At 59.8% G+C, this 24,550-nt stretch carries 22 protein-coding genes; 11 read left to right on the top strand and 11 right to left on the bottom strand.

The features are described 5' to 3' along the window. Window positions 1-58: 58 nt before the first annotated feature. Entirely contained in the window at window positions 59-805 is a 747-nt protein-coding gene (gene phoC, locus ABLU87_RS19740) for an acid phosphatase PhoC (RefSeq protein ID WP_032749502.1), read from the bottom strand. 227 nt (window positions 806-1,032) lie between these two features. Between phoC and selD the strand changes: the two genes are divergently transcribed. Further along, window positions 1,033-2,076 carry a selenide, water dikinase SelD gene (gene selD / locus ABLU87_RS19735; RefSeq protein ID WP_014228965.1) on the top strand — a complete coding sequence of 348 codons (1,044 nt, stop codon included), beginning with the start codon at window positions 1,033-1,035 and terminating at the stop codon, window positions 2,074-2,076. A gap of 4 nt (window positions 2,077-2,080) precedes the next feature. Next, window positions 2,081-4,036 (top strand): DNA topoisomerase III, encoded by a 1,956-nt coding sequence (locus ABLU87_RS19730; RefSeq protein WP_122116718.1) that lies wholly within the window; start codon window positions 2,081-2,083, stop codon window positions 4,034-4,036. Window positions 4,037-4,108: 72 nt separating this feature from the next. Here the strand turns inward: ABLU87_RS19730 and gdhA are convergent, their stop codons facing one another. Beyond that, window positions 4,109-5,452: an NADP-specific glutamate dehydrogenase gene (gene gdhA, locus ABLU87_RS19725; protein WP_004850048.1), complete on the bottom strand. Its 1,344-nt coding sequence runs from the start codon at window positions 5,450-5,452 to the stop codon at window positions 4,109-4,111. 182 nt (window positions 5,453-5,634) lie between these two features. Next, window positions 5,635-6,045, bottom strand: coding sequence for a pyrimidine (deoxy)nucleoside triphosphate diphosphatase (locus tag ABLU87_RS19720; RefSeq protein WP_109240985.1), 411 nt, complete (start codon window positions 6,043-6,045; stop codon window positions 5,635-5,637). An 86-nt stretch (window positions 6,046-6,131) separates the two neighbouring features. Between ABLU87_RS19720 and ABLU87_RS19715 the strand changes: the two genes are divergently transcribed. Then, a complete protein-coding gene (locus ABLU87_RS19715) occupies window positions 6,132-6,749 on the top strand; it encodes a CDP-alcohol phosphatidyltransferase family protein (protein WP_025106957.1) in 618 nt (205 codons plus the stop codon). 140 nt (window positions 6,750-6,889) lie between these two features. Here the strand turns inward: ABLU87_RS19715 and ABLU87_RS19710 are convergent, their stop codons facing one another. From ABLU87_RS19710 to xthA, 8 genes are all read right to left on the bottom strand, one after another. Then, window positions 6,890-8,197, bottom strand: a complete 1,308-nt coding sequence (locus ABLU87_RS19710) for a rhodanese-like domain-containing protein (RefSeq protein ID WP_032750157.1) — start codon at window positions 8,195-8,197, stop codon at window positions 6,890-6,892. Between the two features lie 78 nt (window positions 8,198-8,275). Beyond that, window positions 8,276-8,908 (bottom strand): ATP-binding cassette domain-containing protein, encoded by a 633-nt coding sequence (locus ABLU87_RS19705; protein WP_109240958.1) that lies wholly within the window; start codon window positions 8,906-8,908, stop codon window positions 8,276-8,278. Continuing rightward, on the bottom strand, window positions 8,908-10,443 hold the full coding sequence (locus ABLU87_RS19700; protein ID WP_122116717.1) for an ABC transporter permease subunit: 1,536 nt from the start codon (window positions 10,441-10,443) through the stop codon (window positions 8,908-8,910). The genes ABLU87_RS19705 and ABLU87_RS19700 overlap by 1 nt, the downstream gene beginning before the upstream one ends. Beyond that, window positions 10,416-11,576 (bottom strand): ABC transporter substrate-binding protein, encoded by a 1,161-nt coding sequence (locus ABLU87_RS19695; protein ID WP_049070247.1) that lies wholly within the window; start codon window positions 11,574-11,576, stop codon window positions 10,416-10,418. Before ABLU87_RS19695 ends, ABLU87_RS19700 begins: the two co-directional genes overlap by 28 nt. A gap of 9 nt (window positions 11,577-11,585) precedes the next feature. Continuing rightward, on the bottom strand, window positions 11,586-12,137 hold the full coding sequence (locus ABLU87_RS19690) for a carboxymuconolactone decarboxylase family protein (protein WP_042944930.1): 552 nt from the start codon (window positions 12,135-12,137) through the stop codon (window positions 11,586-11,588). Further along, window positions 12,134-12,832, bottom strand: a complete 699-nt coding sequence (locus tag ABLU87_RS19685) for a TVP38/TMEM64 family protein (RefSeq protein ID WP_014838194.1) — start codon at window positions 12,830-12,832, stop codon at window positions 12,134-12,136. The genes ABLU87_RS19690 and ABLU87_RS19685 overlap by 4 nt, the downstream gene beginning before the upstream one ends. Beyond that, window positions 12,822-13,484, bottom strand: coding sequence for a TVP38/TMEM64 family protein (locus tag ABLU87_RS19680; RefSeq protein ID WP_032692748.1), 663 nt, complete (start codon window positions 13,482-13,484; stop codon window positions 12,822-12,824). Before ABLU87_RS19680 ends, ABLU87_RS19685 begins: the two co-directional genes overlap by 11 nt. Before the next feature lie 183 nt (window positions 13,485-13,667). Beyond that, entirely contained in the window at window positions 13,668-14,474 is an 807-nt protein-coding gene (gene xthA / locus ABLU87_RS19675; protein ID WP_014228976.1) for an exodeoxyribonuclease III, read from the bottom strand. A gap of 444 nt (window positions 14,475-14,918) precedes the next feature. Between xthA and ABLU87_RS19670 the strand changes: the two genes are divergently transcribed. The 8 genes from ABLU87_RS19670 (at window position 14,919) to ABLU87_RS19635 (ending at window position 24,540) form a co-directional block, all read left to right on the top strand. After that, window positions 14,919-16,139 (top strand): aspartate aminotransferase family protein, encoded by a 1,221-nt coding sequence (locus ABLU87_RS19670; RefSeq protein ID WP_122116716.1) that lies wholly within the window; start codon window positions 14,919-14,921, stop codon window positions 16,137-16,139. After that, a complete protein-coding gene (gene astA / locus ABLU87_RS19665; RefSeq protein ID WP_014228978.1) occupies window positions 16,136-17,170 on the top strand; it encodes an arginine N-succinyltransferase in 1,035 nt (344 codons plus the stop codon). Before ABLU87_RS19670 ends, astA begins: the two co-directional genes overlap by 4 nt. After that, complete coding sequence (astD, locus tag ABLU87_RS19660) at window positions 17,167-18,645, top strand: succinylglutamate-semialdehyde dehydrogenase (RefSeq protein WP_047724036.1); 1,479 nt, start codon at window positions 17,167-17,169, stop codon at window positions 18,643-18,645. The genes astA and astD overlap by 4 nt, the downstream gene beginning before the upstream one ends. After that, complete coding sequence (astB, locus tag ABLU87_RS19655) at window positions 18,642-19,967, top strand: N-succinylarginine dihydrolase (RefSeq protein ID WP_009653522.1); 1,326 nt, start codon at window positions 18,642-18,644, stop codon at window positions 19,965-19,967. The genes astD and astB overlap by 4 nt, the downstream gene beginning before the upstream one ends. A 9-nt stretch (window positions 19,968-19,976) precedes the next feature. Beyond that, window positions 19,977-20,942, top strand: coding sequence for a succinylglutamate desuccinylase (astE, locus tag ABLU87_RS19650; protein WP_047724034.1), 966 nt, complete (start codon window positions 19,977-19,979; stop codon window positions 20,940-20,942). A gap of 349 nt (window positions 20,943-21,291) precedes the next feature. After that, complete coding sequence (spy, locus tag ABLU87_RS19645; protein ID WP_014228981.1) at window positions 21,292-21,774, top strand: ATP-independent periplasmic protein-refolding chaperone Spy; 483 nt, start codon at window positions 21,292-21,294, stop codon at window positions 21,772-21,774. 191 nt (window positions 21,775-21,965) lie between these two features. After that, entirely contained in the window at window positions 21,966-22,508 is a 543-nt protein-coding gene (locus ABLU87_RS19640; protein ID WP_014228982.1) for a LemA family protein, read from the top strand. A 4-nt stretch (window positions 22,509-22,512) separates the two neighbouring features. Further along, on the top strand, window positions 22,513-24,540 hold the full coding sequence (locus tag ABLU87_RS19635; RefSeq protein ID WP_064405389.1) for a DUF2207 domain-containing protein: 2,028 nt from the start codon (window positions 22,513-22,515) through the stop codon (window positions 24,538-24,540). The last annotated feature ends 10 nt before the right edge of the window (window positions 24,541-24,550 follow it).

The raw sequence follows: 24,550 nt of genomic DNA, 5'->3' as shown, positions 1-24,550 counted from the left end.
CCCGTAGCCGAGGCAGAGCGTTTCAGACGCCGCCTCCGGGCATTCAACGGCGACGATGTTACTTCTGTCGTTTCGCGAATTCGTCTTTCGCTTTCTGAAGCTGCTGCTGGAAGGCCGGATTGGTATGCAGCGTGGCGACGACCGCCGAACCGACGATACGCGCCGCGTCTACGTCGCTCTGCCAGTGATAGCCGCAGATCACCCGGCTCTCGCCGAGCTCAAAGCCGCGCTTAAGGATTTCATTTTGCCGCTGGGGATTAATCTCAGCCAGCACCAGCGCGGTGGCCCAGCCGATAGAGGTGTGGCCGGAGGGGTAGGAGCCGTTTTTCGACAGCGTATCCTGTTCCTTGGTGTTACAGGTGGCGACGCCATAAAACGCAAATGGGCGAATGCGCATGTACTTCTCCTTCGCTCCTCGCGTCGCCAGGTCGCCGGCATCTTCAATCATGTTGGTGAGCAGCTTGTGCAGCTCCGGCGCATCTTTGGCGGTAATGGGCGAGCCGAAGGCGCCGGAGAAGGCGTTGGCGACGCCGCCGCCGCTCAGGTTGGCGTCTTCAACCGCCAGCTTACCGCGCTCGGTGCCGCGCAGCAGACGGCCTTTCTCATACATCGCCTGATCGTTTAAAAACGCGATACTGCCCACTTCCGGCGGCGGCGGCAGCAGCGTCAGGCTGTCGATGGCCTGGGCGTTGGTCAGGTAGTAGAGATCGGGTTTTGTGGTGACGTCGTTACCGGCGGGAACCAGGGCGAAAGCGTTAAGGGAGAAGAGACTGGCCAGGCAAACGGCGAGAACACGCTTTTTCATGAAAACTTCCTTACGTTGTTATATGTCCAGAGAAAACAGAATTTATGCTTGTCATATTTCTGTCATTTTTTAGTAAAGGGTAAAATTACGTTGAAAAAGCGGGGCCGCATCGCAAAATCGGTTTTTTGTCTGCTTAATGAGCAACCATACGCGATTTCGGACTGTCGCACTTACCACTCCGCCATTTGGGCGCTACCATATCGGGATTGCAATGACAGGAGATGTCCATGAGCGAGCAAGCCATTCGTTTAACGCAATACAGCCACGGAGCCGGTTGCGGGTGTAAAATTTCCCCTAAGGTGCTGGAAACTATCCTGCAAAGCGACCAGGCCAAATTTATCGACCCGAATCTGCTGGTGGGCAACGAAACCAGCGATGATGCCGCGGTCTACGATCTCGGTAACGGCACGTCGATCGTCAGTACTACCGATTTTTTTATGCCGATCGTCGACAACCCGTTCGACTTTGGGCGCATTGCGGCGACCAACGCCATCAGCGATATTTTCGCCATGGGCGGTAAGCCGATTATGGCGATCGCTATTCTCGGCTGGCCCATCAATACCCTGGCGCCGGAAATTGCCCGTCAGGTGGTTGAGGGCGGGCGCTTTGCCTGCCAGCAGGCGGGGATCGCGCTTGCCGGCGGCCACTCCATTGACGCTCCGGAACCCATTTTCGGGCTTGCCGTGACCGGCGTCGTCCCGACCGAGCGGGTGAAGAAAAACAGCACCGCGCAGGCCGGCTGCAAGCTGTATCTCACTAAACCGCTGGGTATTGGCGTGCTGACCACCGCGGAGAAAAAGTCGCTGCTGAAGCCTGAGCACCAGGGGCTGGCGACGGAAACCATGTGCCAGATGAACCTCGTCGGCTCGGCGTTCGCCAACATTGACGGCGTGAAGGCGATGACCGACGTCACCGGCTTCGGGCTTCTGGGCCACCTGAGCGAAGTGTGCCGCGGCGCGGGCGTACAGGCGCAGCTTACCTATGCGGATATCCCGAAATTGCCCGGCGTCGAAGCCTACATCGCGGCGGGTGCGGTGCCGGGCGGTACCGGGCGTAACTTTGCCAGCTACGGCCATTTGATGGGCGACATGCCGCCAGCGTGGCGCGATCTGCTGTGCGATCCGCAAACCTCCGGCGGTCTGCTGCTGGCGGTAACGCCGGAAGCCGAGGCTGAGGTGCAGGCTGCCGCCGCTGAGTTTGGTATCACGCTTACCGCTATCGGCGAGCTGGTTACCGCCCGCGGCGGACGCCCCATGATCGAGATCCGTTGATTTCATGCGGCTGTTTATTGCAGAAAAACCGAGTCTCGGTCGCGCCATCGCCGATGTGCTGCCAAAACCGCATCGCAAAGGCGACGGCTACATTGAGTGCGGTAACGGGCAGGTGGTCACGTGGTGCATCGGCCACCTGCTGGAGCAGGCCCAGCCCGACGTCTACGATGCGCGCTATGCGCGCTGGAACCTGCTCGACTTGCCTATCGTGCCGGAAAAGTGGCAGCTGCAGCCTAAACCGTCGGTGACCAAACAGCTTAACGTGATTAAGCGTCTGCTCGGCGATGCGCAGGAAGTCATTCATGCGGGTGACCCGGACAGAGAGGGGCAGCTGCTGGTGGATGAGGTACTTGACTACCTGCAGCTGGCGCCGGAAAAGCGTCAGCAGGTGCAGCGCTGTCTGATTAACGATCTTAACCCGCAGGCGGTGGAGCGGGCGATTAACCGCCTGCGCGCCAACAGCGAATTTGTTCCGCTGTGCGTCTCCGCGCTGGCCCGCGCCCGCGCCGACTGGCTATACGGGATCAATATGACCCGCGCGTACACCATCCTTGGCCGTAACGCGGGTTACCAGGGGGTACTCTCGGTCGGGCGCGTGCAAACGCCGGTGCTTGGCCTGGTGGTACGCCGCGATGAAGAGATTGAAAACTTCGTCGCTAAAGACTTCTTCGACGTCAAGGCGCATATCGTTACCCCCAAGGATGAGCGTTTTGTCGCCACCTGGGTGCCCAGCGAGGCCTGTGAACCGTACCAGGATGAAGAGGGGCGACTGCTGCATCGCTCGCTTGCCGGGCACGTCGTCAAGCGCATTGAGGGCCAGCCGGCGACGGTCACCGCTTATAACGATAAGCGGGACTCTGAGCCAGCGCCGCTGCCATTCTCCCTCTCGGCGCTGCAGATTGAAGCCGCGAAGCGCTTCGGCTTTAGCGCGCAGAACGTGCTGGATATCTGCCAGAAGCTGTACGAAACCCATAAGCTGATTACCTATCCGCGTTCGGATAGCCGCTATCTGCCGGAGGAGCATTTTGCCGGGCGCCATGCGGTGCTGAACGCGATCGGCGTGCACGCGGCGGATCTGCTGCCGCAGCCGGTGGTGGATCCGGAGATCCGTAACCGCTGCTGGGACGATAAAAAGGTCGATGCCCACCACGCGATTATTCCGACCGCCCGCAGTTCGCAGGTTAAACTCAGCGACAACGAAGAAAAGGTTTACGGCCTGATTGCCCGCCAGTATCTGATGCAGTTCTGCCCGGATGCGGTGTTCCGCAAATGCCAGATCGATCTCGATATCGCCAACGGCAAGTTCGTTGCCAAAGCGCGTTTTCTGGCGGAAGCGGGCTGGCGAACCCTGCTGGGCAATAAAGAGCGCGATGAAGAGAACGACGGCATGCCGCTGCCGGTGGTGGCAAAGGATGACGAGCTGCTGTGCGAAAAAGGCGAAGTGGTGGAGCGTCAGACCCAGCCGCCGCGTCATTTTACCGATGCGACGCTGCTATCGGCGATGACCGGTATTGCCCGCTTTGTGCAGGATAAAGACCTGAAGAAGATCCTGCGCGCAACGGACGGCCTCGGTACGGAGGCAACCCGCGCCGGGATTATCGAACTGTTGTTCAAACGCGGCTTCTTAACCAAGAAAGGGCGCTATATCCACTCCACTGACGCCGGGAAGGCGCTGTTTCACTCTTTGCCTGAAATGGCGACGCGCCCGGATATGACCGCCCACTGGGAATCTATTCTGACGCAAATCAGCGAGAAGCAGTGCCGCTATCAGGACTTTATGCAGCCGCTGGTCGGTACCCTGTTCCAGCTTATCGACCAGGCCAGGAGCACGCCGGTACGCCGCTTCCGCGGAATTGTGGCCCCGGGCGACGGCAAGAAGAGCTTTAGTAAGGGGAAAGGCAGAGCCAAAGCGAAAGATAAAAAAAGCGCCGCCGGCCCTGCGGCGGAAAGTCCGCAATAAAAAACCCCGGGAAACCGGGGTTTTTCAATTATGCTCCGAACCCATATACAGGGGTTCATTCAGCGAATGGACTTAAATAACACCCTGCGCCAGCATAGCGTCAGCAACCTTCACGAAACCGGCGATATTCGCGCCGCGTACGTAGTTGGTCTGCTTCGCTTCACCGCCGTATTCAACGCAGGCGTGGTGGATATCCAGCATGATATGGTGCAGACGGGCATCCACTTTCTCCGCTTTCCAGCCCATACGCGCGGCGTTCTGCGCCATTTCCAGTCCTGAAGTGGCGACGCCGCCGGCGTTGGCCGCTTTACCCGGCGCGAACAGCACGCCCGCTTCGAGGAACAGATCGGTCGCCGCGATAGTGGTTGGCATGTTGGCGCCTTCCGCGACGGCCTTCACGCCGTTGGCAATCAGCTGGCGGGCAGCGTCGACGTCCAGCTCGTTCTGCGTGGCGCACGGCAGAGCGATATCCACCGGCACGGACCACGGCTGCTTACCTTCAAGGTAGGTCAGGCCGAACTCGCGCGCGTAATCCGCCACGCGGCCGTGGCAGCGCTCTTTAATGTCGATCAGGCGCGCCAGTTTTTCTTTGGTGAAGCCAGATTCGTCAACCACGGTACCGTTGGAGTCGGAAGCCGTAATCACCCGGGCGCCGAGCTCCATGGCTTTCTCAATCGCGTACTGCGCCACGTTGCCCGACCCGGACACCGCGACGCGAGCCCCTTCAAAGCCCAAACCGTGGCGCTTAAGCATCGCTTCGGTGAAGTAAATCAATCCGTAACCGGTGGCTTCCGGACGAATCAGGCTGCCGCCGAAGGAGAGGCCTTTACCGGTGAAGACGCAGGCGCTGTTGTTGGAGAGCTTACGCATCATTCCGGCCATAAAGCCCACTTCACGACCGCCCACGCCGATATCACCGGCCGGCACGTCGGTATCCGGACCGAGGTGGCGATACAGCTCAGTCATCAGCGACTGGCAGAAACGCATCACTTCGCCATCGCTTTTTCCTTTAGGATCGAAGTCGCTGCCGCCTTTACCGCCGCCCATAGGCAGGGTGGTGAGGGCGTTTTTGAAGGTTTGTTCAAAGCCGAGGAATTTCAGAATCGACAGGTTTACAGAGGGATGGAAACGCATACCGCCCTTATACGGGCCGATGGCGGAGTTGAACTGCACGCGCCAGGCGCGGTTAACCTGAACCTGATTGCGGTCATCAACCCAAACGACGCGGAACTGGATAGCACGCTCCGGTTCAACCAGACGTTCCAGCAAATTCATCTGACGATAGCGCGGATTTTCCTCAAGGAATGGCCACAGGGTGGTCATCACCTCGCGGACCGCCTGAGCAAATTCAGTTTGATTTGGATCGCGCTGTTGAACGCGGGCGAGAAAACCTTCCAGAGTGCACGTCTGATCCATAGATATAAGTTCCCCTTATGGTTGTGGTTGCGTCTATTTATTATGATTCGGCCCTTGAAAAAGCCGATTTTCCGACTATACCATCGGAAATCGTTAGTTAAGCAAGGAAAAATTGTTCAGAAAGCAAAATTTATAATCAGGCGGTGGTCATAATCAAAAACGATGACAACCACCCGATAAAATTAGCGGGAATGGAGAGCGGCGCGCTGGGCGATAAAGGCTTCGAGCAGGGGAATATCGGCTGGCGCAAGAGGGAAGGTTAACGCCTCCTGCGGTGAACACCAGCGCAGATGGCTGTGGTAGCGGGCGATGGGTTCGCCGTTAAAATGCGGAACCCACCAGGCGTGAAGATGTATCAGGCGGGCGGACACTTCGCGCTGGTGGCTGGCGATGTAGCATTCCGGCCGGGCGTCGATCGCCAGCTCCTCCTGGAGCTCGCGCGCCAGCGCCTGGGCCTGGGTTTCGCCGGGTTCGACTTTACCGCCGGCCAGTTCCCACATTCCCGGCTGATCCGCGTGGGGCGGCCGCTGCGCCAGCAGAATTTGCCCGTTGCGTTCGATAATGGCGGCAACAACATCAAGGGTTTTTAGCATGTGAATCATCGTTCTGTACGGGATAATGGCCTATTATCACCGTCCTTGTCCCCGTCAAACAACCCTGAATTCACTGGAGAGACTTTGTGCTTGACCGTCATTTGCATCCCCGCCTGAAACCTGTCCTCAACGCCGCCGCCGCCCTGCTGGATCGTCCGGCTATCTCTCCCGATGGCCTGACGCTCTTTGGCTTTGCGATTGGCGTGCTGGCGCTGCCGTTTTTAGCCCTGGGCTGGTATCCGGCGGCGCTGGCGGCGATCGTGCTCAATCGCCTGCTGGATGGCCTGGACGGCGCGCTGGCCCGGCGACGCGGATTGACCGATGCGGGCGGTTTTCTCGATATTTCGCTCGATTTCCTGTTTTACGCCCTGGTGCCGTTTGGCTTTATTCTTGCCGATCCGACGCACAACGCGCTGGCGGGCGGCTGGCTGCTGTTCGCGTTTATCGGCACCGGCAGCAGCTTTCTCGCCTTTGCCGCGCTGGCGGCTAAGCATCAAATCGATAATCCGGGCTACGCCCACAAATCGTTTTATTATCTCGGCGGGCTGACGGAAGGGACGGAAACTATCGCGCTGTTTGTGCTGAGCTGCCTGTTTCCGGCGTGGTTTGCGTGGCTGGCGTGGATGTTTGGCGCACTGTGCTGGCTGACGACCTTTACGCGGGTGTGGAGCGGATACCTTACCCTGAAGCAGGTAAGAGATTGATGGGCGGTTTTTTCCCGGCTCGCGCTGCGCTTAGCCGGGCTACGGGGCCGCAGTCGTCAGCGGTCCGGTGCGCCAGCGCCGTCTTCGGGAAATGCGCCGGGAAGGATGCTTCCCGGCGGTGCATATGGCCAACAGGCGAATTACATACTGCTTTCCGGGCCGCGTTCCCCGCGCGAGACCGGGTTTTTCGGGTTGCTGCTCCACTCGTACCAGCCGCCGTCGTAGACCGAGACGTTGTTCCAGCCCATCGCCCGGGCGTACATAAAGGTTTCTGAGGCGCGCCAGCCGGTACCGCAGTAAAAAGAGACCTGCTGGTTCGGCAGAATATTCCATGATTTCCACATCGCGGCGATATCATCTGCGCTACGCATGGTGCCGTCCGGATTATGGAAATCCTCCATATGGGTGGAGTCGCTTCCGGCATGACCCCAGCGGGCCCCGGCAATCTCCCCCATCGGCTTGATATAGCTGTAGCCGCTGGTGGTGCCGATAAACTCCGGCCAGGAACGAATGCTCACCAGCGAGGCGTCCTGACGGTGCAGCAGGGCGCGAGCCTGCTCGGTATTGAGCATCAGCTGCGGCTGACCCGGGATCGGCGCGCCGAACTCCGGCTCGGGCTTCTGCTTCGGCGGCGTTCCGCGCTCGACCGGCAGCCCGGCGTCGGACCAGGTTTTCCAGCCGCCGTCGAGCAGGCGCACATCCTTCACCCCGGCGTAGAGCATGATCTGCGCCACGCGGGCGGCGGCATACACGTCGCGACCGTACAAAATCACCGTGGTGTCATGGCGAATACCGTGTTTTGCCAGCATCGCTTTAAGCTGCGCGTCGGAGACTTTATTCCATAGCGGCTCGCTCTCCACCTCGTTGGTATCGATATACCCGGCGCCCGGAATATGGCTCAGCAGATAAAACTTCGGCGCGCCCCAGGCGGCCTCGAACACCTTCCAGTGCCCGGCAGGCGCGGCGGTGACCGGTTTACCCTGCTGGAGGTCGTGCAGCCACTGCGGATACACCAGCTGTTCAAAATGCGGCAGCTTCTGCAGGCGGTCCGCCTGGCTCAGGGCGTCGCCGAGCGAGCTGAGGTGAGTGAAACCTGCCGCCTTAAGGCGCGCCGCGACTTTCGCGTTGTCGTCGGCGTTGCCGTACAGCGCAATCGGCGTAGAGGCCTGCAGATTGTGCAGCTTAGCCCAGGCGCTCAGCTGTTCATCGTTCAGCGAGCCAAGCCAGCTGGCGGCGAGGTTGAGCGCCTGCGGTTCATGGCCCTGAGGGCCGTTGGCGCCTTGCGGCCAACCGTTATAGAAAGCGCTAAGGCGCGTGTCAATAGCGACGCCGTTGTGCTGTTGCAGCGTGGAAAGCGTTAGCGTTGGCATGGTGTCAGCGGCGGAGGTGGAAGCAGCAGCAAGCCCCATCAGCAGGGCGAGTGCGGTCAATTGAGAAACACGTTTCATCGAAATGCCCGGCAGTAGAAAATTGAGCGGCAATTCTCCGCGAACAACGCGGAGAATTCTTTGCGATAGCGCAGGCTTTCATTGCCAGAGCCCCATATGCAAACAGCGTCCGCCGGTGGGCGTATCCTGGTCATCATGCGTGACCAGCACCGCGGGGATCGCCTGCCGCGCCAGTTCGTTGAACACCCAGCGGCGAAAATCGGCGCGCAGCGCAACGTCGAGGCGGTTAAACGGCTCATCCAACAGCAGCGCCCGCGGTCGGGCCAGCAGGGCGCGCAGCAGGCTGACCCGCGCCCGCTGGCCGCCGGAAAGGGTGGCCGGATCGCGCGTATAAAACCCCGCCAGACCGGCGCGCTCCAGCGCCTGTTCGACCTGGGCTTTGCGCTGGGGGCCGCGGACGTCAGCGGCAAGCGCCAGCAGTAAATTTTGCCCGACGCTGAAGTGGTCGAACAGCAGCGCGTCCTGGAACAGGATGCCGATGCGCCGTCGCTCGGTGGGTAAACTGTCGCAGCGCTGGTTATCCAGCCACAGCTCGCCGGCGGCGCGAAAATTCTCCGCCAGCGCGCCGACCATCCAGGCGAACAGGGTTGATTTACCGCTGCCCGAGGGCCCCATCAGGGTCAGTATCTCGCCGGGAGCAACGGAAAAGTCGACGTTGCGCAGCAGCGGCTCTCCGTTGAGGCTGAGAGTCAGGTTTTTGACGATCAACATTAGCGTAATCCTTGTCGATAGCGGCCGGTCAGCCAGGCCAGCAGCGCGGTGGCGGCAAAAAACAGCGCCGGCAGCAGTAGCTGCCATAGCGCCTGCGCGGCCAGAGTGGACGTCTCGCCGCCGCTGCTCAGCGCGACGGCTTCGCTGGTGAGCGTCGGGAACCGTCCGCCCCCCAGCCATAACGTCGGCAGATATTGCGCGATGCTTACCGAAAAGCCCACCGCCAGCGCGGTCAGCAGAGGACGCGTCAGGGCGGGTAAGGTAACCAGCCAGAAGATGCGGCCTCGTTGCCAGCCGAGGGTGCGGGCGAGCAGCTCCATGCGCGGGTCGCGAGCGCGCCACGCGGGACGCAGAATAAACAGCATCCACGGCACGACCCACAGCAGGTGCCCCCATAAAACGGCGACCCACTCGCCGTCCAGCCACGTATACAGCGCCAGCTGATATTGGCCGTCTACCAGCGGCAGCGCCGGTAAAATCAGCGGCAGCCAGATCCATCCGTCGAAACGGGAAGGGCCAGACGCCAGCCACAGCAGGCAGATAACCGCGCCGAGCGACGCTGAGCAGAGTCCAAGCCACAGGCTGTTGCCGACGCTATCGCTGACCGGCTGGCTATTCTGCGCCGCCGCGGCAAGCAGCAGGGCGCAGGCCACGCCGCACAGCGGCAGAAGAAGGGCGAAGCTTTTCCCGGTGAGCACCCGCGGCTGCGGGTGGCGGATCCCCTGAACCTGCGGGATCCGCCGTCGCCAGAGACGCCAGACTCCCCACGCCGCCAGCGCCATGATGGCCAGCGTCAGCAGCAGTACCAGGCTGGCGAGGGCGCCTTTCGCCTGCTGGATCTCATCGCCCTGGCTTAACCATTGCCAGGCCAGCACCGCCAGCGTCGGCGGGTTACCCGGGCCAATCACCAGAGCGACGTCGACCGCCGAAAGGCTCCAGGCGGCGGTGGCCAGCAGCGCTATCGACAGCGCCGGAAGCAGCGTGGGCAAGACTAACCATTTCAGGCACTGCCAGCGTCCGTAGCCGAGGCTTTTTAATACCGTCGCCTGTCCGGCCAGGCGTTTCTCGCCTAACAGGCCATAAACCACCCACAGCAGAAACGCGCTCTCTTTGAGCGCCATCGTCAGGCCCAGTCCAATGCCGTAGCGGTCAACCGGCGGGGTAAAAAAGGGCAACAGGCGCGGGAGCCAGCCGCCATCGGCGAAGAGCAGCAGGGCTGCGGTGGCGAAGGCCACGTGAGGTACCGCCAGCAGCAGAGGGAGCCTTGCGGCCAGCCGCCGCCAGCCGCCCGACGGCCAGAGTGCGGCCACGACGGTGAGCGTGATGATCAGCGCGCCGCCAACCGATAGCAGGGTTGAGACGAGAGTCGCCGCCAGCGCCTGGCTGAATTGCGGGTCGGCAAACAGCGACAGCCAGCGCGCGCGGCGGAGCGCCGGAAGCGCCATCAGCGCAGCGGCCGGCAGCAGCGGCAGATAGATCAGCGCGACGGCGGCCCAGGCCAGCAGCCTTAGTGCGTGCCGTAGCGGCGCAGCCATTCCTGCTCCAGCGCGTCAACCCAGGCCGCGTGCGGTTCACCCAGCATCGGCGGCATATTCTGCGGCACAACGGCGTTAAAGGCCTGCCGCTCAGTCTCGGTTAATTTCGCCGGATCCAGCACGCTGGGGTCGCCCCACACCGTCGGGTCGGCCTTGCGCAGCTGGGCCTGCGGCGAGAGCAGAAAATTCGCGACCACTTTCGCCCCCGCCGTCGCCCGGGCATTGGCCGGGATCGCCACAAAGTGGACGTTGCCAAGCATCCCCTCGCGGAAGCCGAAACCGTAGCTGTCTTTCGGCAGCTCGCCGCTGACCGCTTTTTGCTGCGCGTGCAGCGGGTTAAAGGTGATGGACAGCCTGAGGGTCCCATTTTTAAGCATGGCATCCATGCGGGCGGGCGAAGCCGGGAAGTCGCGGCCCTGGCGCCACAGCAGGGGGTGAAGCCGATCAAGATAGTGCCACAGCGGCGCGGTCACGGCGGCGAAGGTGGCCTCCTCAGGCGGCTGGCGTAGCGCGGCGGGCCGCGGAGTCAGCGTCAGCAGCAGCTGTTCAAGAAACGCGGTACCGGTAAAATCCGGCGGACGCGGATAGGTGACGCTGCCGGGATGCGCGGCGGCGAAAGCCAGCAGCGCCTGCGGAGTGGTGGGCCCGTCGGGCGTTTGTGAGCGGCGGGCGATAAAAGTGAGCTGCGCGCCGCCCCACGGCGACTCGGCGCCGTCGGTGGGGATAGAGAAATCCTCGCGCACCGGCTTTTGCGTATCGACAAAGCGCCAGTTGGGCAGGGTTTCCGCCCACCGGGTTTGCAGCAGCCTGGCGTTTTTCAGGGTGCGGAAGTTTTCGCCGTTGACCCACAGCAGATCGATGGAACCGCCTTTACTGCGTCCGGCGCGGGCTTCGGTCTGGATGCGCTTCACCGCGTCGGCGGCATCCGCAATATGCACGATACGCAGGTCGATAGCGTAGTCGCGCTTTACCTCACCGCTGACCCAGTCGAGATAGCGGTTCACCGCCGGATCGCCGCCCCAGGCGTTAAACCACACCGTCTGGCCGCGGGCTTCTTGTTGTAGGGATTGCCAGCCGGCGCTGGCGGCCAGCGGGGAGAGCAACAGCAAAGCGAAGACCAGCACACTGCGCATAACCACTCCTTATGGTTTTGAATCGGTTGGGATCCGGCACAATCCCTGGGCGGGGATCGCCATGGCCGAATTAAAGCGCGCCGACAGGTTTTGTAAACCGATCAGCGCCGTGAGTTCGGTGAGCGCGCGGGCGTCAAACTGGCCTGCCAGCCTGTCGCGCAGCGCATCGTCGACCACCGGCGGCGTCATGCTGGCCGCCTCGGCATACTCCAGCGCCAGCCGCTCGCGGTCGCTGAACAGCGCGCTGTTCCGCCATTCGGCGACCGCCAGCAGCTTAGCGCTGCCGCCGCTGCGTTCCGCCAGCTTCATATTGGTGATATCAATGCAAAACTCGCACAGGCACAGCTGCGCGACGCGGGCGCTGACCAGCGATCTCAGCACCGGATCGAGGGGCGAACGCTTGCGTTCCAGATAGCCGACGAACATCGACACCAGGTAAAACACCAGCGGAATACGGCCCCACCAGCGGATAGGGCTGAGCACCTCGCCGTAGTGGCGACGATGCAGCCAGGCCTGCGGGCGAAGAATCAGCGGAATAGACTTCAGAGGGGGTAAGCTCATCGTGAACGCCTCTTTTGTTGTTCAAGATAGAGCGCTTTCGCGACGACCACCACAATCGCCAGCGCAAACAGGATCGATAAACCGGTCACCAGCCAGAATGTGCCGCCGGTCAGCAGGCTGCCGGTCCACGAATAGACTATCGTCGCGGGCAGCTGGCCGAGACCGGTGGCCAGCATAAAGTGGCGAAAGCGCATTGACGTCAGCCCGGCGGCGTAGCTCACCGGGTCGAAGGGAACGAAAGGGAGCAGACGGCAGATTAATATGGTGTGTTTGCCGTAGCGGGTAAAAAAGCCATCCGTACTCTGCAGTACGCTCTTGCCGGTGAGCTTTTCCACCGCGTCGCGGCCGAGCGCTCTGGCGATAAAAAAGCACAGCGCCGCGCCGGCCATCGCGCTCACCCACGACAGCGCGCCGCCCCAGAAGGCGCCGAACAAGGAAGCGTTAGCGAAGGTGATCAGGAAGGCGGGAAGCGGGGCGATAATCGCCTGCAAAATCATCAGGGCGAAGGAGACCAGCGCCGCCTGCGGGCCCCAGGAGTCGATAAAGCGTTCAATAGCCTGCTGATCGAGTGTGGCAAAAGCGGCGAGGCTGCGCTGCATAAACTCATTGACGCCGGGTATCAGCCACCATGCCAGCAGAAGCGCAAACAGCGTCATGCCGATGGCTATCCGGTAGCGCGCGTTGCTATTTTTCATCGTGAGCCTGTATCCGTGATGTCTCGATTCGCCGATAGCGGGCATATCTTTTCGCCGCCTGAATCAGGACAAATAAAGCCAGCCCCGCGAGGGTCAGCTTCAGTATAAACAGGGGGGTGATACCCTCGCGGATAAGCTCGCTGGCCATCAGCGTATAGATAAATATGCCGGGCAAGGTGGTGAGGGCGGAAATAAAGGTAAACGTCCAGAATGGAATCGCCGTCAGGCCATAGGCGTAGTTCTGTACATTATAGGGAAACAGCGGGATGAGCCGGGTCAGAATTAAAAAATCGGTGCCGCTACGGGCGATGCCTTTTTCAATGGCCTGAAAAATCGCCGTCTGCCCGACGTATTTAAGCAGCAGCTCGCGGCCCAGCCAGCGGGCGAACAGAAACGACGCGGAGGAGGCGAGCGTCGCCGCCAGCAGCGATAGCAAGGTTCCCGCCAGCGGACCGAAAATCACCCCGCCGGCAATCACTAAAAGAGTGCCCGGTAGCAAAAAAAGGGTGGCGACGATAAACAGCAGAATATAGAGCGTATAGCCGAAGGCGCCGCTCTGGCGGATCATTTCGCGCAGACGATCAAAATGGGTAACCAGCCCGGCAAAACCCGATTGCTGAATAATACAGGCGACAATGCTCAATATCACCACAACAAAAAGCAGCTTATATTCTGCTTTATGACGGCTTCTTTTGCATTGGGTTCTCCTGTATGGCGCGGGCGGTCTGAAGTGCGCGCGACAGTATAATAGTTTGCCGCCGTTCACAATCTCTGACGGCGGCTTTTTTGATATGGCTCAGGCTCTCCGGACGGGAGAGCCTGACGGAGGGAATATTTAGACTTTAAAGGTCGCCCATACCGGCGCGTGGTCGGACGGCTTTTCCATTGCGCGAATTTCGTAGTCGATGCCGGTTTCGATGCAGCGCTGCGCCAGCGGGGTGCTTGCCAGCAGCAGATCGATACGCAGCCCGCGGTTATCGTCAAAGCCCTTAGAGCGATAGTCGAACCACGAGAAGTGTTCGTTATCCTGCGGATTCGCATGGCGGTAAGTATCCACCAGGCCCCAGCTCAGCAGGCGCTCCATCCATTCGCGCTCTTCCGGCAGGAAGGAACACTTGCCGGTACGCAGCCAGCGCTTGCGGTTCTCTTCACCGATGCCGATATCGAGATCGGTCGGGCTGATATTCATGTCGCCCATGATCAGTACCGGATTCTCTTTATTCAGTTCGGTATCAAGGTAGTTTTGCAGGTTCTGATAAAACGCCGCCTTCGCCGGGAATTTGGTTTCATGATCGCGACTTTCGCCCTGCGGGAAATAGCCGTTAATCACCGTCACGTTGCCAAACGGGGAAGGGATTTCCGCCATGATGATGCGGCGCTGGGCCTCTTCACCATCGTTTGGGAAACCGCGACGCACGGAGATCGGCGTCTCTTTGGTCAGCAGCGCGACGCCGTAATGGCCTTTCTGCCCGTGATAAAAGACGTTATAGCCCAGCTTTGCCACCTCTTCGAGAGGAAACATATCGTCGTGAACTTTGGTTTCCTGTAGGCCGATGACGTCGGGCTGGTGTTTATCGATGATGGCGGCCAGCTGATGCGGGCGGGCACGCAGGCCGTTGATATTAAAAGAGACAAATTTCATAGTCGCTGCCACTGTGCAAGGTGAATAGTGCAGGGATGGTAGCAGAAATTCGCCGGGCTGGCTGCGCAAAGGCGCTTTATTCTGCCGATTGCAGCGGTTGGTAGCCTGTTTGCACAAACTGTGCACCATTCTGGAACGCGTTGCGCCAAAAAAGGGCGATTATTGCCGATAAATTTCGTCAAGGATCACAATTACAGAATTATATCTTACCCCTGCATAATCTTTCTTTTTATTCCACTGCAAAAGCCTCTTTTAGTATTTTTATTCACTTTTTATGCATTTTATGTGAATAACGGTCTTTCGTAACTTATTGATATTTCGTTGACGACCTCGATTTATGCATTTTTACCTCTGGCTGGCACGAACCGTGCAATCTACATTTACAGCGTAATAACCATATTCATTAACATTATTTAAACTTTTTATTTACCGGAAGAGGTCGATATGTCTCAGTCAATTACGCGTAGCAACTTTGATGAATGGATGATGCCTGTATACGCGCCAGCGGCTTTTATTCCGGTACGCGGCGAGGGGTCACGCCTGTGGGATCAGCAGGGAAAAGAGTATATCGATTTTGCCGGCGGCATTGCGGTGAACGCCCTCGGTCACGCTCATCCTCGGCTGGTTAAAGCGCTGACCGCGCAGGCGGAAAAGTTCTGGCATACCGGTAACGGCTATACCAATGAGCCGGTATTGCGTCTGGCTAAGCAGCTGATTGACGCCACTTTTGCCGACCGGGTCTTTTTCTGTAACTCCGGGGCCGAAGCCAACGAAGCGGCGCTAAAACTGGCGCGCAAATATGCCCACGATCGTTTCGGCAGTGAGAAAAGCGGCATCGTGGCGTTCAAGAATGCCTTCCACGGCCGCACGCTGTTTACCGTTTCCGCTGGCGGCCAGCCGGCCTATTCGCAGGATTTTGCGCCGCTGCCGCCGCAGATTCAGCACGCCATCTATAACGACCTCGATTCGGCAAAGGCGCTGATCGACGACAATACCTGCGCGGTGATCGTTGAACCGATGCAGGGTGAAGGCGGCGTAGTGCCTGCGAATGCGGACTTCCTGCGCGGCCTGCGTGAGCTGTGCGATGCGCACAACGCGCTGCTGATTTTCGACGAAGTCCAGACCGGCGTCGGCCGTACCGGGGAGCTGTACGCCTATATGCACTACGGCGTGACGCCGGACGTGCTTTCCACCGCGAAAGCGCTGGGCGGCGGTTTCCCGATCGGCGCGCTGCTGGCATCGGAGCGCTGCGCCAGCGTGATGACCGTCGGCACCCACGGCACGACCTACGGCGGCAACCCGCTGGCCTGCGCGGTGGCGGGAGAAGTGTTTGCCATCGTCAACACCCGCGAAGTGCTCAGCGGCGTTAAGCAGCGCCATCAATGGTTCTGCGAACGGCTCAACGCGATTAACGCGCGTTACGGCCTGTTTAAAGAGATTCGCGGCCTGGGGCTGCTTATCGGCTGCGTGCTGAAGGATGAATATGCCGGCAAGGCGAAGACCATCAGTAATGAGGCGGCGGAAGAGGGGCTGATGATGCTGATCGCCGGCGCCAACGTGGTGCGTTTCGCTCCGGCGCTGATTATCAGCGAAGAAGAGATCAACGCCGGGCTGGATCGCTTCGAACTGGCCTGCAAACGCTTTCTCGCGGGGGTCTCATCATGATGGTGATCCGTCCTGTAGAAAAAGGCGATCTGCCGGGGCTAATGACCCTGGCGGGCGAGACCGGCGGCGGCCTGACGTCGCTGCCGGCCGATGAAGCCACGCTGGCCGCGCGCATTGAACGTTCGCAGATGACCTGGCGCGGCGAGCTGCCGAAAAGCGAGCAGGGTTATGTGTTCGTTCTTGAGGACTGCGCCAGCGGCGCGGTAGCGGGAATTTGCGCCATTGAGGTGGCCGTGGGGCTTAACGACCCCTGGTACAACTATCGCGTCGGTACCCAGGTGCACGCATCGAAAGAGCTTAACGTCTACAACGCCCTGCCGACGCTGTTTCTCAGTAACGACCATACCGGCAGCAGCGAACTGTGTACGCTGTTCCTGGACCCAAAATGGCGTAAAGAGGGCAACGGCTATTTGCTGTCGAAATCGCGTTTTCTGTTTATGGCCGCCTTTCGCGAACGCTTCAACGATAAGGTCGTGGCGGAAATGCGCGGCGTCATTGACGAACACGGCTACTCGCCGTTCTGGGAGAGTCTCGGGAAACGCTTCTTCGCGATGGAGTTCTCCCGCGCCGACTACCTGTGCGGCACCGGGCAGAAGGCGTTCATCGCCGCGCTGATGCCGAAGCACCCGCTGTATATCGACTTTTTAAGCGACGAAGCGCGAGCGGTCATCGGCGAGGTCCATCCGCAAACCGCGCCGGCACGCGCGGTGCTGGAGAAAGAGGGATTTCGCTATCTCAACTACGTCGATATCTTCGACGGCGGCCCGACGCTGGAGTGCGAAATTGACCGGGTGCGGGCCATTCGCAAAAGCCGGCTGGTCACCGTCGTCGAAGGCCAGCCCGCGCCGGGCGAGTGGCCGGCCTGTCTGGTTGCTAATGAGCAGTACCAGCAGTTTCGCGCCATGCTGGTTCACGCCGACCCGGAGAGCGACCGCCTGGTGCTAAGCGCGCGCGAGCTGGATGCCCTGAAATGCCACCCCGGCGACCAGATTCGCCTGGTTCGTCTGTGCCCTGAGGAGAAAAAATCATGAGTTTATGGATTAACGGCGACTGGCAAAGCGGTCGCGGCCCGGCCCGTAGTAAACATAACCCGGTAAGCCAGGCGCTGCTGTGGCAGGGCAACGATGCCGATGCCGGGCAGGTGGCGCTGGCGGTCACCGCGGCGCGCGCGGCGTTTCCCGCGTGGGCGCGTCAGCCGTTTGCCGCCCGGAAAGCGATAGCGGAAAAGTTTGCTTCGTTACTGGAAGCGAACAAAGGTGAATTAACCAGGATTATCGCCCAGGAGACCGGCAAACCGCGCTGGGAAGCGGCAACGGAAATTACCGCGATGATCAACAAAATCGCCATTTCGGTGAACGCGTATCATAGCCGTACGGGGGAAGCGCAGACCGCGATGGCGGACGGAGAGGCGACGCTTCGCCATCGGCCGCACGGCGTGCTGGCGGTCTTTGGCCCCTACAATTTTCCCGGACATTTGCCTAACGGGCATATCGTTCCGGCGCTGCTGGCGGGAAATACCGTGGTATTCAAACCCAGCGAGCTGACGCCTCAAAGCGGAGAGGCGGTGGTGAAGCTATGGGCCGAAGCCGGCCTGCCGCCGGGCGTGCTTAACCTGCTCCAGGGCGGGCGGGAAACCGGCGAAGCGCTGAGCGGCCAGGCGGACATCGACGGCCTGCTATTTACCGGCAGCTCTGCGACGGGTTTTCAACTTCATCGCCAGCTTGCCGGGCAGCCGGAAAAAATTCTCGCTCTTGAGATGGGCGGCAACAACCCGCTGATCGTCGATGACCCACAGGATATCGACGCCGCGGTCCATCTGACCATTCAGTCGGCGTTTATTACTGCCGGACAGCGCTGTACCTGCGCGCGCCGGCTGCTGGTAAAACGCGGCGAGGCCGGCGATGCGTTTCTTCAGCGGCTTGTGACGGTGTCACAAACGCTGATTCCCGACGCGTGGGACGCTGAACCTCAGCCGTTCCTCGGCGGGTTAATTTCAGCGCAGGCCGCGCAAAAGGTACATCAGGCCTGGCTGGCCCACGTGGCCAGCGGCGGAAAAACCCTGCTGGAGCCGCGCCTGCTGCAGGCCGGAACCTCGCTGCTGACGCCGGGTATTATCGAGATGAGCGCGGTGGCGCAGGTGGCCGACGAAGAGGTCTTCGGGCCGCTGCTCTGCGTCTGGCGCTATGACCATTTCGATGAGGCGATTGCCCTCGCTAACGCGACCCGTTTCGGGCTTTCCTGCGGGCTGATCTCCGCCGAACGCGACAAATTCGACCAGCTGCTGCTGGAGGCGCGGGCCGGGATCGTTAACTGGAACAAACCCTTAACCGGCGCCGCCAGCACCGCGCCGTTCGGCGGTACCGGCGCTTCCGGTAACCACCGGCCGGGGGCGTGGTACGCCGCAGACTATTGCGCCTGGCCGATGGCCAGTCTCGAATCACCGGAGCTGGCGCTGCCGGCAACCCTCAGCCCCGGGCTGAATTTCCGTAAGGAGACATCACAATGAAAGCCCGGGAAGTGAACTTTGACGGGCTGCCGGGCCTGACCCACCACTATGCGGGTTTATCTTTCGGCAACGAAGCCTCGACGAAGCACCGCTATCGGGTGTCGAACCCGCAGCTGGCGGCAAAGCAGGGGCTGAAAAAAATGAAAGCGCTGGCGGATGCGGGCTATCCGCAGGCGCTGATCCCGCCGCAGGAGCGGCCAAACATTCCGCTGTTGCGGCAGATCGGTTTTAGCGGTAGCGATGAGCAGGTGCTGGAAAAGGCGGCGCGCCAGGCGCCGGAACTGCTCTCGGCGGTCAGCTCCGCGTCATCGATGTGGGTGGCTAACGCCGCCACGGTCTCCCCCTCGGCCGATTCGCTGGATGGCCGGGTGCATCTGACCGTCGCCAATCTGAACGATAAATTCCATCGCGCCAGCGAAGCGCCGACCACCGAAGCGCTGCTGCGGGCGATTTTCCCCGATGAGCAGCGGTTTGCCGTACACGGCGCGCTGCCCCAGGTATCGCTGTTCGGCGATGAAGGGGCGGCAAACCACAACCGCCTCGGCGGCGACTACGGCGCGCCCGGCGTGCAGCTGTTTATTTACGGCCGCCAGCAGGGGGGCGAAGATAATCCGCTGCGCTACCCGGCGCGGCAGACGCTCGAGGCCAGCCAGGCCGTCGCCCGCCTGAATCAGGTCAATCCCCGGCAGGTGATTTTCGCCCGGCAAAATCCGGCGGTGATTGATAAAGGCGTGTTTCATAACGATGTGATTGCGGTAAGCAATCAGCAGGTGCTGTTTTGCCACGAGCAGGCGTTTGTTGACCAGCCGCAGCTCCTGCAGCAGCTGGCGCAGCAGGTCTCCGGCTTTACGCCGCTGGTGGTGCCGGCGAGTCAGGTTTCGGTTGAAGAGGCGGTAGCGACCTATCTGTTCAACAGCCAGCTGCTGAGCAAAGAAGAAGGCGGGATGCGGCTGATTTTGCCGCTGGAAGCGCAGGAACACCCGGGCGTCTGGCGCTACCTGAACCGGCTGGTGGAGGGCGATAACCCCATCGATGAGCTACAGGTTTACGATCTGCGCGAAAGCATGGCCAACGGCGGCGGCCCTGCCTGCCTGAGGCTGCGGGTGGTGCTGACGGAGGACGAGCGACAGGCGGTGAATCCGGCGGTCATGATGAACGATACGCTGTTCGCCACCCTTAATGACTGGGTAGACCGCTACTATCGCGATCGCCTGACCCAGGTTGATCTCGCGGATCCGCAGCTGCTGCGCGAAGGCCGCGAGGCGCTCGACCGCTTAACGCAAATCCTGCGCCTGGGCTCAGTGTATCCGTTTCAGCAATAAGGAGGCGTCGTGGACGACTTTCTGGCACTTACTCTGGCGGGGCGTCTGCCCCACCATTTCCATGGTCAAACCGCGCATTTTCGCTGGCACTGGATTGACTGCGGTATTCTGCAGCTCATTCCTCATGAACCCTGCGATCGGTCATTGGTTTTGTCATCCGGGCTTCACGGCAATGAAACCGCGCCGGTCGAAATCACCGATTTACTGCTGCGGCAGCTGTTTCGTGGGGAAATACCGCTCCGCTGGCGGCTGCTGGCGATCTTTGGTAACCCTCCGGCGCTGCGGGCCAACAAGCGCTATATGCACAGCGATATCAACCGGATGTTCGGCGAGCGATGGCGCGCTTTTAGCGCCAGCGATGAAACCGTTCGCGCCCGGCAGCTGGAGCATGCGCTGGCGCGATTTTATGCCGGGACGCCCGGCGAGCGCTGGCACCTGGATTTACATACCGCCATACGCGGTTCGCTGCATACCCGCTTTGGTGTCCTGCCGGCGCGGGATACGCCGTGGGATGAAGCGTTTTTGCGCTGGTTAGGGGCGGCAGGGCTGGAGGCGCTGGTGTTTCATCAGCAGCCTGGTGGGACTTTTACCCATTTCAGCTGCGAACGCTTCGGCGCGCGCTCCTGCACGCTGGAGCTCGGCAAGGCGCTACCTTTTGGCGAAAACGATCTGCGCTTGTTCGCGGCGACTCAACGCGCGCTGTCGCTGCTGCTGGCGGGAGAAGTGGCGGCGGAAGAGGCGCACGCGCCGCTGCGCTACAGGGTGGTACAGCAAATTACCCGCAGCAGCGACAGTTTCCGGCTGCATATGTCGGCGCAGACGCTGAACTTTACGCCGTTTGCCGCCGGGACGCTGCTTGCTGAGGATGGCGATACCCGCTACATAGTGGAAAGGGAGCAAGAGTACGTTTTGTTTCCCAATCCCAGCGTCGCCTTCGGCCAGCGCGCCGGGCTCATGCTGGAGCGCTTCCGGTGAATCCGTCGCCCGTCCGGGCGGCGGCATTTATTTCAGCGTTTATTTTTCCGCAGCCATCTTATTTTTTCGTGCTCTGTCCATTGATTGCAGATTATTCCTGGTTAAATGCTTTGTTTTTAATCTCTGCTGATTTATAATCTTCATAATTTCCCAATAAAACAGTTGCTTATTTATTTTTTATTGCATTTATTCCCTCATTTTCCTTATTTTCTCCATAATTGGCGAGAAAATGTTTTTTACATTTTCAATGTTTTACGCTTGCTCTGATTAATTGACGATAAACGTCGTAAAGTTAATCTCGTCAACACGGCAACGCGCCGTAAGAATAACGCAAAGTAAGGATTGAACTATGAAGAAGATTACTGCACTGTTTGTTGCCTCTACTCTGGCTCTGGGCGCGGCTAACCTGGCCCACGCGGCTGACGCTACTGCAACCCCAACCGATAACGCGCCGATGATGCATCATAAGCGCGGACCTGCGGGCCCACATGAAATGATGTTTAAAGGGCTGAACCTGACCGATGCGCAGAAAACGCAAATCCGCGACATTATGAAGAGCCAGCGCGACAACATGAAGCGTCCGTCCCTGGATGAGCGCCGCGCGATGCATGAGCTGGTAGCCAGCGATACCTTCGATAAGGCAAAAGCGGAAGCGCAGATTGATAAGATGGAAGCCCAGCATAAAGAGATGGCGCTGGCTCGTCTGGAAACCCAGAATAAGATTTACAACATTCTGACGCCGGAACAGAAAAAGCAGTTCAATGCCAATTTTGAGAAGCATCTGACAGATCGTAAAGCGCCGGAAGGTAAAATGCCTGCACCTGCTGAATAACTCAGCGCGCTGACTTAAGACCGCCGGTCTTGCCCAATAACGCCAACAGGCTTTGGGCAGGACCGGCGGTTTTTCTTTATCTGTAGCGACAAGCTGATTTACCCGGCAGGGACGAATGTGCCAGTATGAGTGCCATCGCCACGGACTCTGGTGTCCTGGTCTAAAGCCTACTTTGCTCATGGATCTTGCATATGGAAATGTATATCGGCCTCGCCGTCCTCGTTGTCGTCCTCATCTGGGTCGTGATGACCTATAACCGCTTTATCTCCCTGCGACGTTTCAAGGACGAAGCCTGGAGCGGCATTGCCGTACAGCTTAAGCGCCGCCACGACCTGGCGCCGAATCTACTGAGCCTGGTGAAACGCTATGCGCAGCATGAAAAAGAACTGCTGGAAGAGATCTCCCGCCAGCGCGGCGAACTGGTCGGCAGCACCCGACAGATCGCCGACAGCGAACGCCAGTACTCTGGTACGCTAGGGCGCGTTTTCGCGCTTGGCGAAGCGTACCCGGAACTTAAAGCCAGCGAAAACTACCTTGCCTTACAGCAATCTCTCAGCGAAATAGAAGAGCAGCTGCAGATGGCTCGCCGCTACTTCAACGGTACGGTGCGCGATTTCAATATCCTGGTCGAGTCTTTCCCCAGCCTGCTGCTGGCGCGACTGTTTAATTTTCAAACGGAAGTTTTCTTCGAGCTGGACTCACCAGAAGAAGCTAAATCACCGCGAATGGCGTGATTAAATGGCGAATTTACTTTTTCGGGGGCTGTGTACCCTCGTCCTGCTGCTGCTTCTGAACATCAGCGCGGCTTTTGCCGCCGGCGACATGATCATCATCAAGGATGCTTCCCAGCTTCCCGCTGACGCTATTCCAGCGTATGAACATATCCTCTCTTTCGATGCCCGGGCGCGCTTTAACCCGGACGGTAGCATGGAGATGCGGGAAAATATCAAAGTACTTTCTCTGGGCAGGCAGATTCGGCGGGGGATTTTCCGTACGCTGCCCCTGACCTGGAACCGCCAGGACGGCAAGATCTTTCGCGTGTATTACGCGATCGAGTCGGTGTCGCGCGATGGCGTGCCTGAGCCGTTTAGCCTTGATGAAGCAGAAAAAAACCTGACGGTACGCATTGGCAGCGGCGAACGGGTCCTGAAACCAGGGATCTATAACTACGAGATTCGCTATCAAATCAGCAACCATTTCAGCCGCTTCCCCGAATGGGATGAGCTTTACTGGAACGTGACGGGCAATGACTGGGCGTGGCCAATTAGCAAGGCCAGCTTTCGTCTTGAACTGCCGGACGCCGCCGGAAATCTCAACGCCGACGCTAAGGACGCCAGAGTGCGATCGCTTGATGTTTATACCGGCGTCGCAGGGGCGAAAGAACACAACGCGCAGGTGCTTCCTGACGGTAGCGTACGCACCCTGCGGCCTCTGGCGCGGGGGGAGGGGCTGACCGTTGTCTATACCTGGCCTCGGTCGATCCTTGCCGACGCTCCGGCGCCGGAGGCCGCTTTGCCGCTGGTGCATCTCCTTATCCCCACCCTAAAAACCTGCGTGGTCTGGCTACCTCTGCTGCTGATGGCCGCTTATTACCTGATGTGGTGGCGAAAAAACGTCACCAAAGCCGGGCTAAAAATGCCGCCGGTCATTGCGCTTTATTCACCGCCTCCCGGCATGTCTCCGGGCTACCTGCGTTTTATCACCCGGCGTAAATATGATGATGTGGCTTTTAGCAGCGATTTATTAGCGCTGGTGGCTAAACGCGGAATGGCGGTCAGCGGGGACAGTCAACACACCCCTAACCCGTGGCTTGCGAACGCCGGCGTAAAACAGCGGCTGACCCGTTTGCCCGTCGAGGGAAACCGGCAATTAAACTATGATGACAGGCAGCTATTAAGTACGCTCTTTAAAGGTAAACAAAAAAATATCGATCTCAGCAAGGCCCATCAGCGACCGATGCAGACAGCGCGTGATGAGCAGGAAAAGCGTTGTGAAGCGCAGCGGGATAAATTATTTCGCAAATGGGGGCAGCCGCTGCGGCGCTGCATCTACATTGCGCTGTTGGTGCCGGTGGCCTGCGGTCTTTGGGTTAATACGGAGGCCGCGCTGCTGACGATACCGGCCGCGGTTTTTATGCTGATTGGCGGAGCGATGCTCGCCTGTTTGCTGCGCTTTATATGCCGCCCGCGGGAAATGTGGCGTGCCTGGGGGCCGGTGCCGCTCTTTTTTTTGGCGATCTTCGGCCCCTTCGCGACGCTGGGAGGCGGGATTTTTCTCTTTGGTATACTGCCCATCACCCAGCTTCCGTCAGGATACATTGGCGCGCTTATTGCCGCGCTGGTGCTGTGCGTTTTCGTTGCCTGGAAAACGCCTCGCTATACACAGCGCGGGCTTGATGAACTGGCTATCGCGAAAGGATTGATGCGCTATCTTGGCACCGCCGAAAAGCATCGTTATCAGATTATCTATCCGCCTGAGCAGATGATTTCCCATTTTGAAGCGCTGCTGCCGGTTGCCCTGGCGCTTGGCGTAGGGAAAACATGGGCAAATACCTTTGCCCACTACCTGAGTAGTACAGGCGCCGTGTCGCATGCGTTTGCCGGCGCCGACTGGGGAAGCGTCCACCACTTCAGCGAAGCCTGCCGAACCGCCTCTATGTCAACGCCGGATAGCGGTTCAGGGAGCGGTTCATCATCAGGTTCAGGTTACAGCGGCTCCGGTTCATCCGGAGGCGGCTCGGGCGGCGGCGGCGGGGGCGGCTGGTAATTGTCCCGAT

It is taken from the genome of Klebsiella sp. CB_Kp196 (assembly GCF_040061575.1).
Classification (GTDB): Bacteria; Pseudomonadota; Gammaproteobacteria; order Enterobacterales; family Enterobacteriaceae; genus Klebsiella; species Klebsiella michiganensis.
The sequence above is the reverse complement of the archived record's forward strand: the minus strand, read 5'-3'. Positions and strand labels throughout refer to the sequence as shown.

Excerpts from the sequence above, each read along its gene's own strand:
- ABLU87_RS19690 (WP_042944930.1), bottom strand. The coding sequence starts at position 12,137 with ATGAGCTTACCCCCTCTGAAGTCTATTCCGCTGATTCTTCGCCCGCAG.
- ABLU87_RS19720 (WP_109240985.1), bottom strand. The coding sequence starts at position 6,045 with ATGCTAAAAACCCTTGATGTTGTTGCCGCCATTATCGAACGCAACGGG.
- phoC (WP_032749502.1), bottom strand. The coding sequence starts at position 805 with ATGAAAAAGCGTGTTCTCGCCGTTTGCCTGGCCAGTCTCTTCTCCCTT.
- xthA (WP_014228976.1), bottom strand. The coding sequence starts at position 14,474 with ATGAAATTTGTCTCTTTTAATATCAACGGCCTGCGTGCCCGCCCGCAT.
- ABLU87_RS19705 (WP_109240958.1), bottom strand. The coding sequence starts at position 8,908 with ATGTTGATCGTCAAAAACCTGACTCTCAGCCTCAACGGAGAGCCGCTG.
- astB (WP_009653522.1), top strand. The coding sequence starts at position 18,642 with ATGAAAGCCCGGGAAGTGAACTTTGACGGGCTGCCGGGCCTGACCCAC.
- spy (WP_014228981.1), top strand. The coding sequence starts at position 21,292 with ATGAAGAAGATTACTGCACTGTTTGTTGCCTCTACTCTGGCTCTGGGC.
- astD (WP_047724036.1), top strand. The coding sequence starts at position 17,167 with ATGAGTTTATGGATTAACGGCGACTGGCAAAGCGGTCGCGGCCCGGCC.
- ABLU87_RS19635 (WP_064405389.1), top strand. The coding sequence starts at position 22,513 with ATGGCGAATTTACTTTTTCGGGGGCTGTGTACCCTCGTCCTGCTGCTG.
- gdhA (WP_004850048.1), bottom strand. The coding sequence starts at position 5,452 with ATGGATCAGACGTGCACTCTGGAAGGTTTTCTCGCCCGCGTTCAACAG.
- ABLU87_RS19695 (WP_049070247.1), bottom strand. The coding sequence starts at position 11,576 with ATGCGCAGTGTGCTGGTCTTCGCTTTGCTGTTGCTCTCCCCGCTGGCC.
- selD (WP_014228965.1), top strand. The coding sequence starts at position 1,033 with ATGAGCGAGCAAGCCATTCGTTTAACGCAATACAGCCACGGAGCCGGT.
- ABLU87_RS19700 (WP_122116717.1), bottom strand. The coding sequence starts at position 10,443 with ATGGCTGCGCCGCTACGGCACGCACTAAGGCTGCTGGCCTGGGCCGCC.
- ABLU87_RS19685 (WP_014838194.1), bottom strand. The coding sequence starts at position 12,832 with ATGAAAAATAGCAACGCGCGCTACCGGATAGCCATCGGCATGACGCTG.
- ABLU87_RS19710 (WP_032750157.1), bottom strand. The coding sequence starts at position 8,197 with ATGAAACGTGTTTCTCAATTGACCGCACTCGCCCTGCTGATGGGGCTT.
- ABLU87_RS19670 (WP_122116716.1), top strand. The coding sequence starts at position 14,919 with ATGTCTCAGTCAATTACGCGTAGCAACTTTGATGAATGGATGATGCCT.
- ABLU87_RS19730 (WP_122116718.1), top strand. The coding sequence starts at position 2,081 with ATGCGGCTGTTTATTGCAGAAAAACCGAGTCTCGGTCGCGCCATCGCC.
- astA (WP_014228978.1), top strand. The coding sequence starts at position 16,136 with ATGATGGTGATCCGTCCTGTAGAAAAAGGCGATCTGCCGGGGCTAATG.
- ABLU87_RS19640 (WP_014228982.1), top strand. The coding sequence starts at position 21,966 with ATGGAAATGTATATCGGCCTCGCCGTCCTCGTTGTCGTCCTCATCTGG.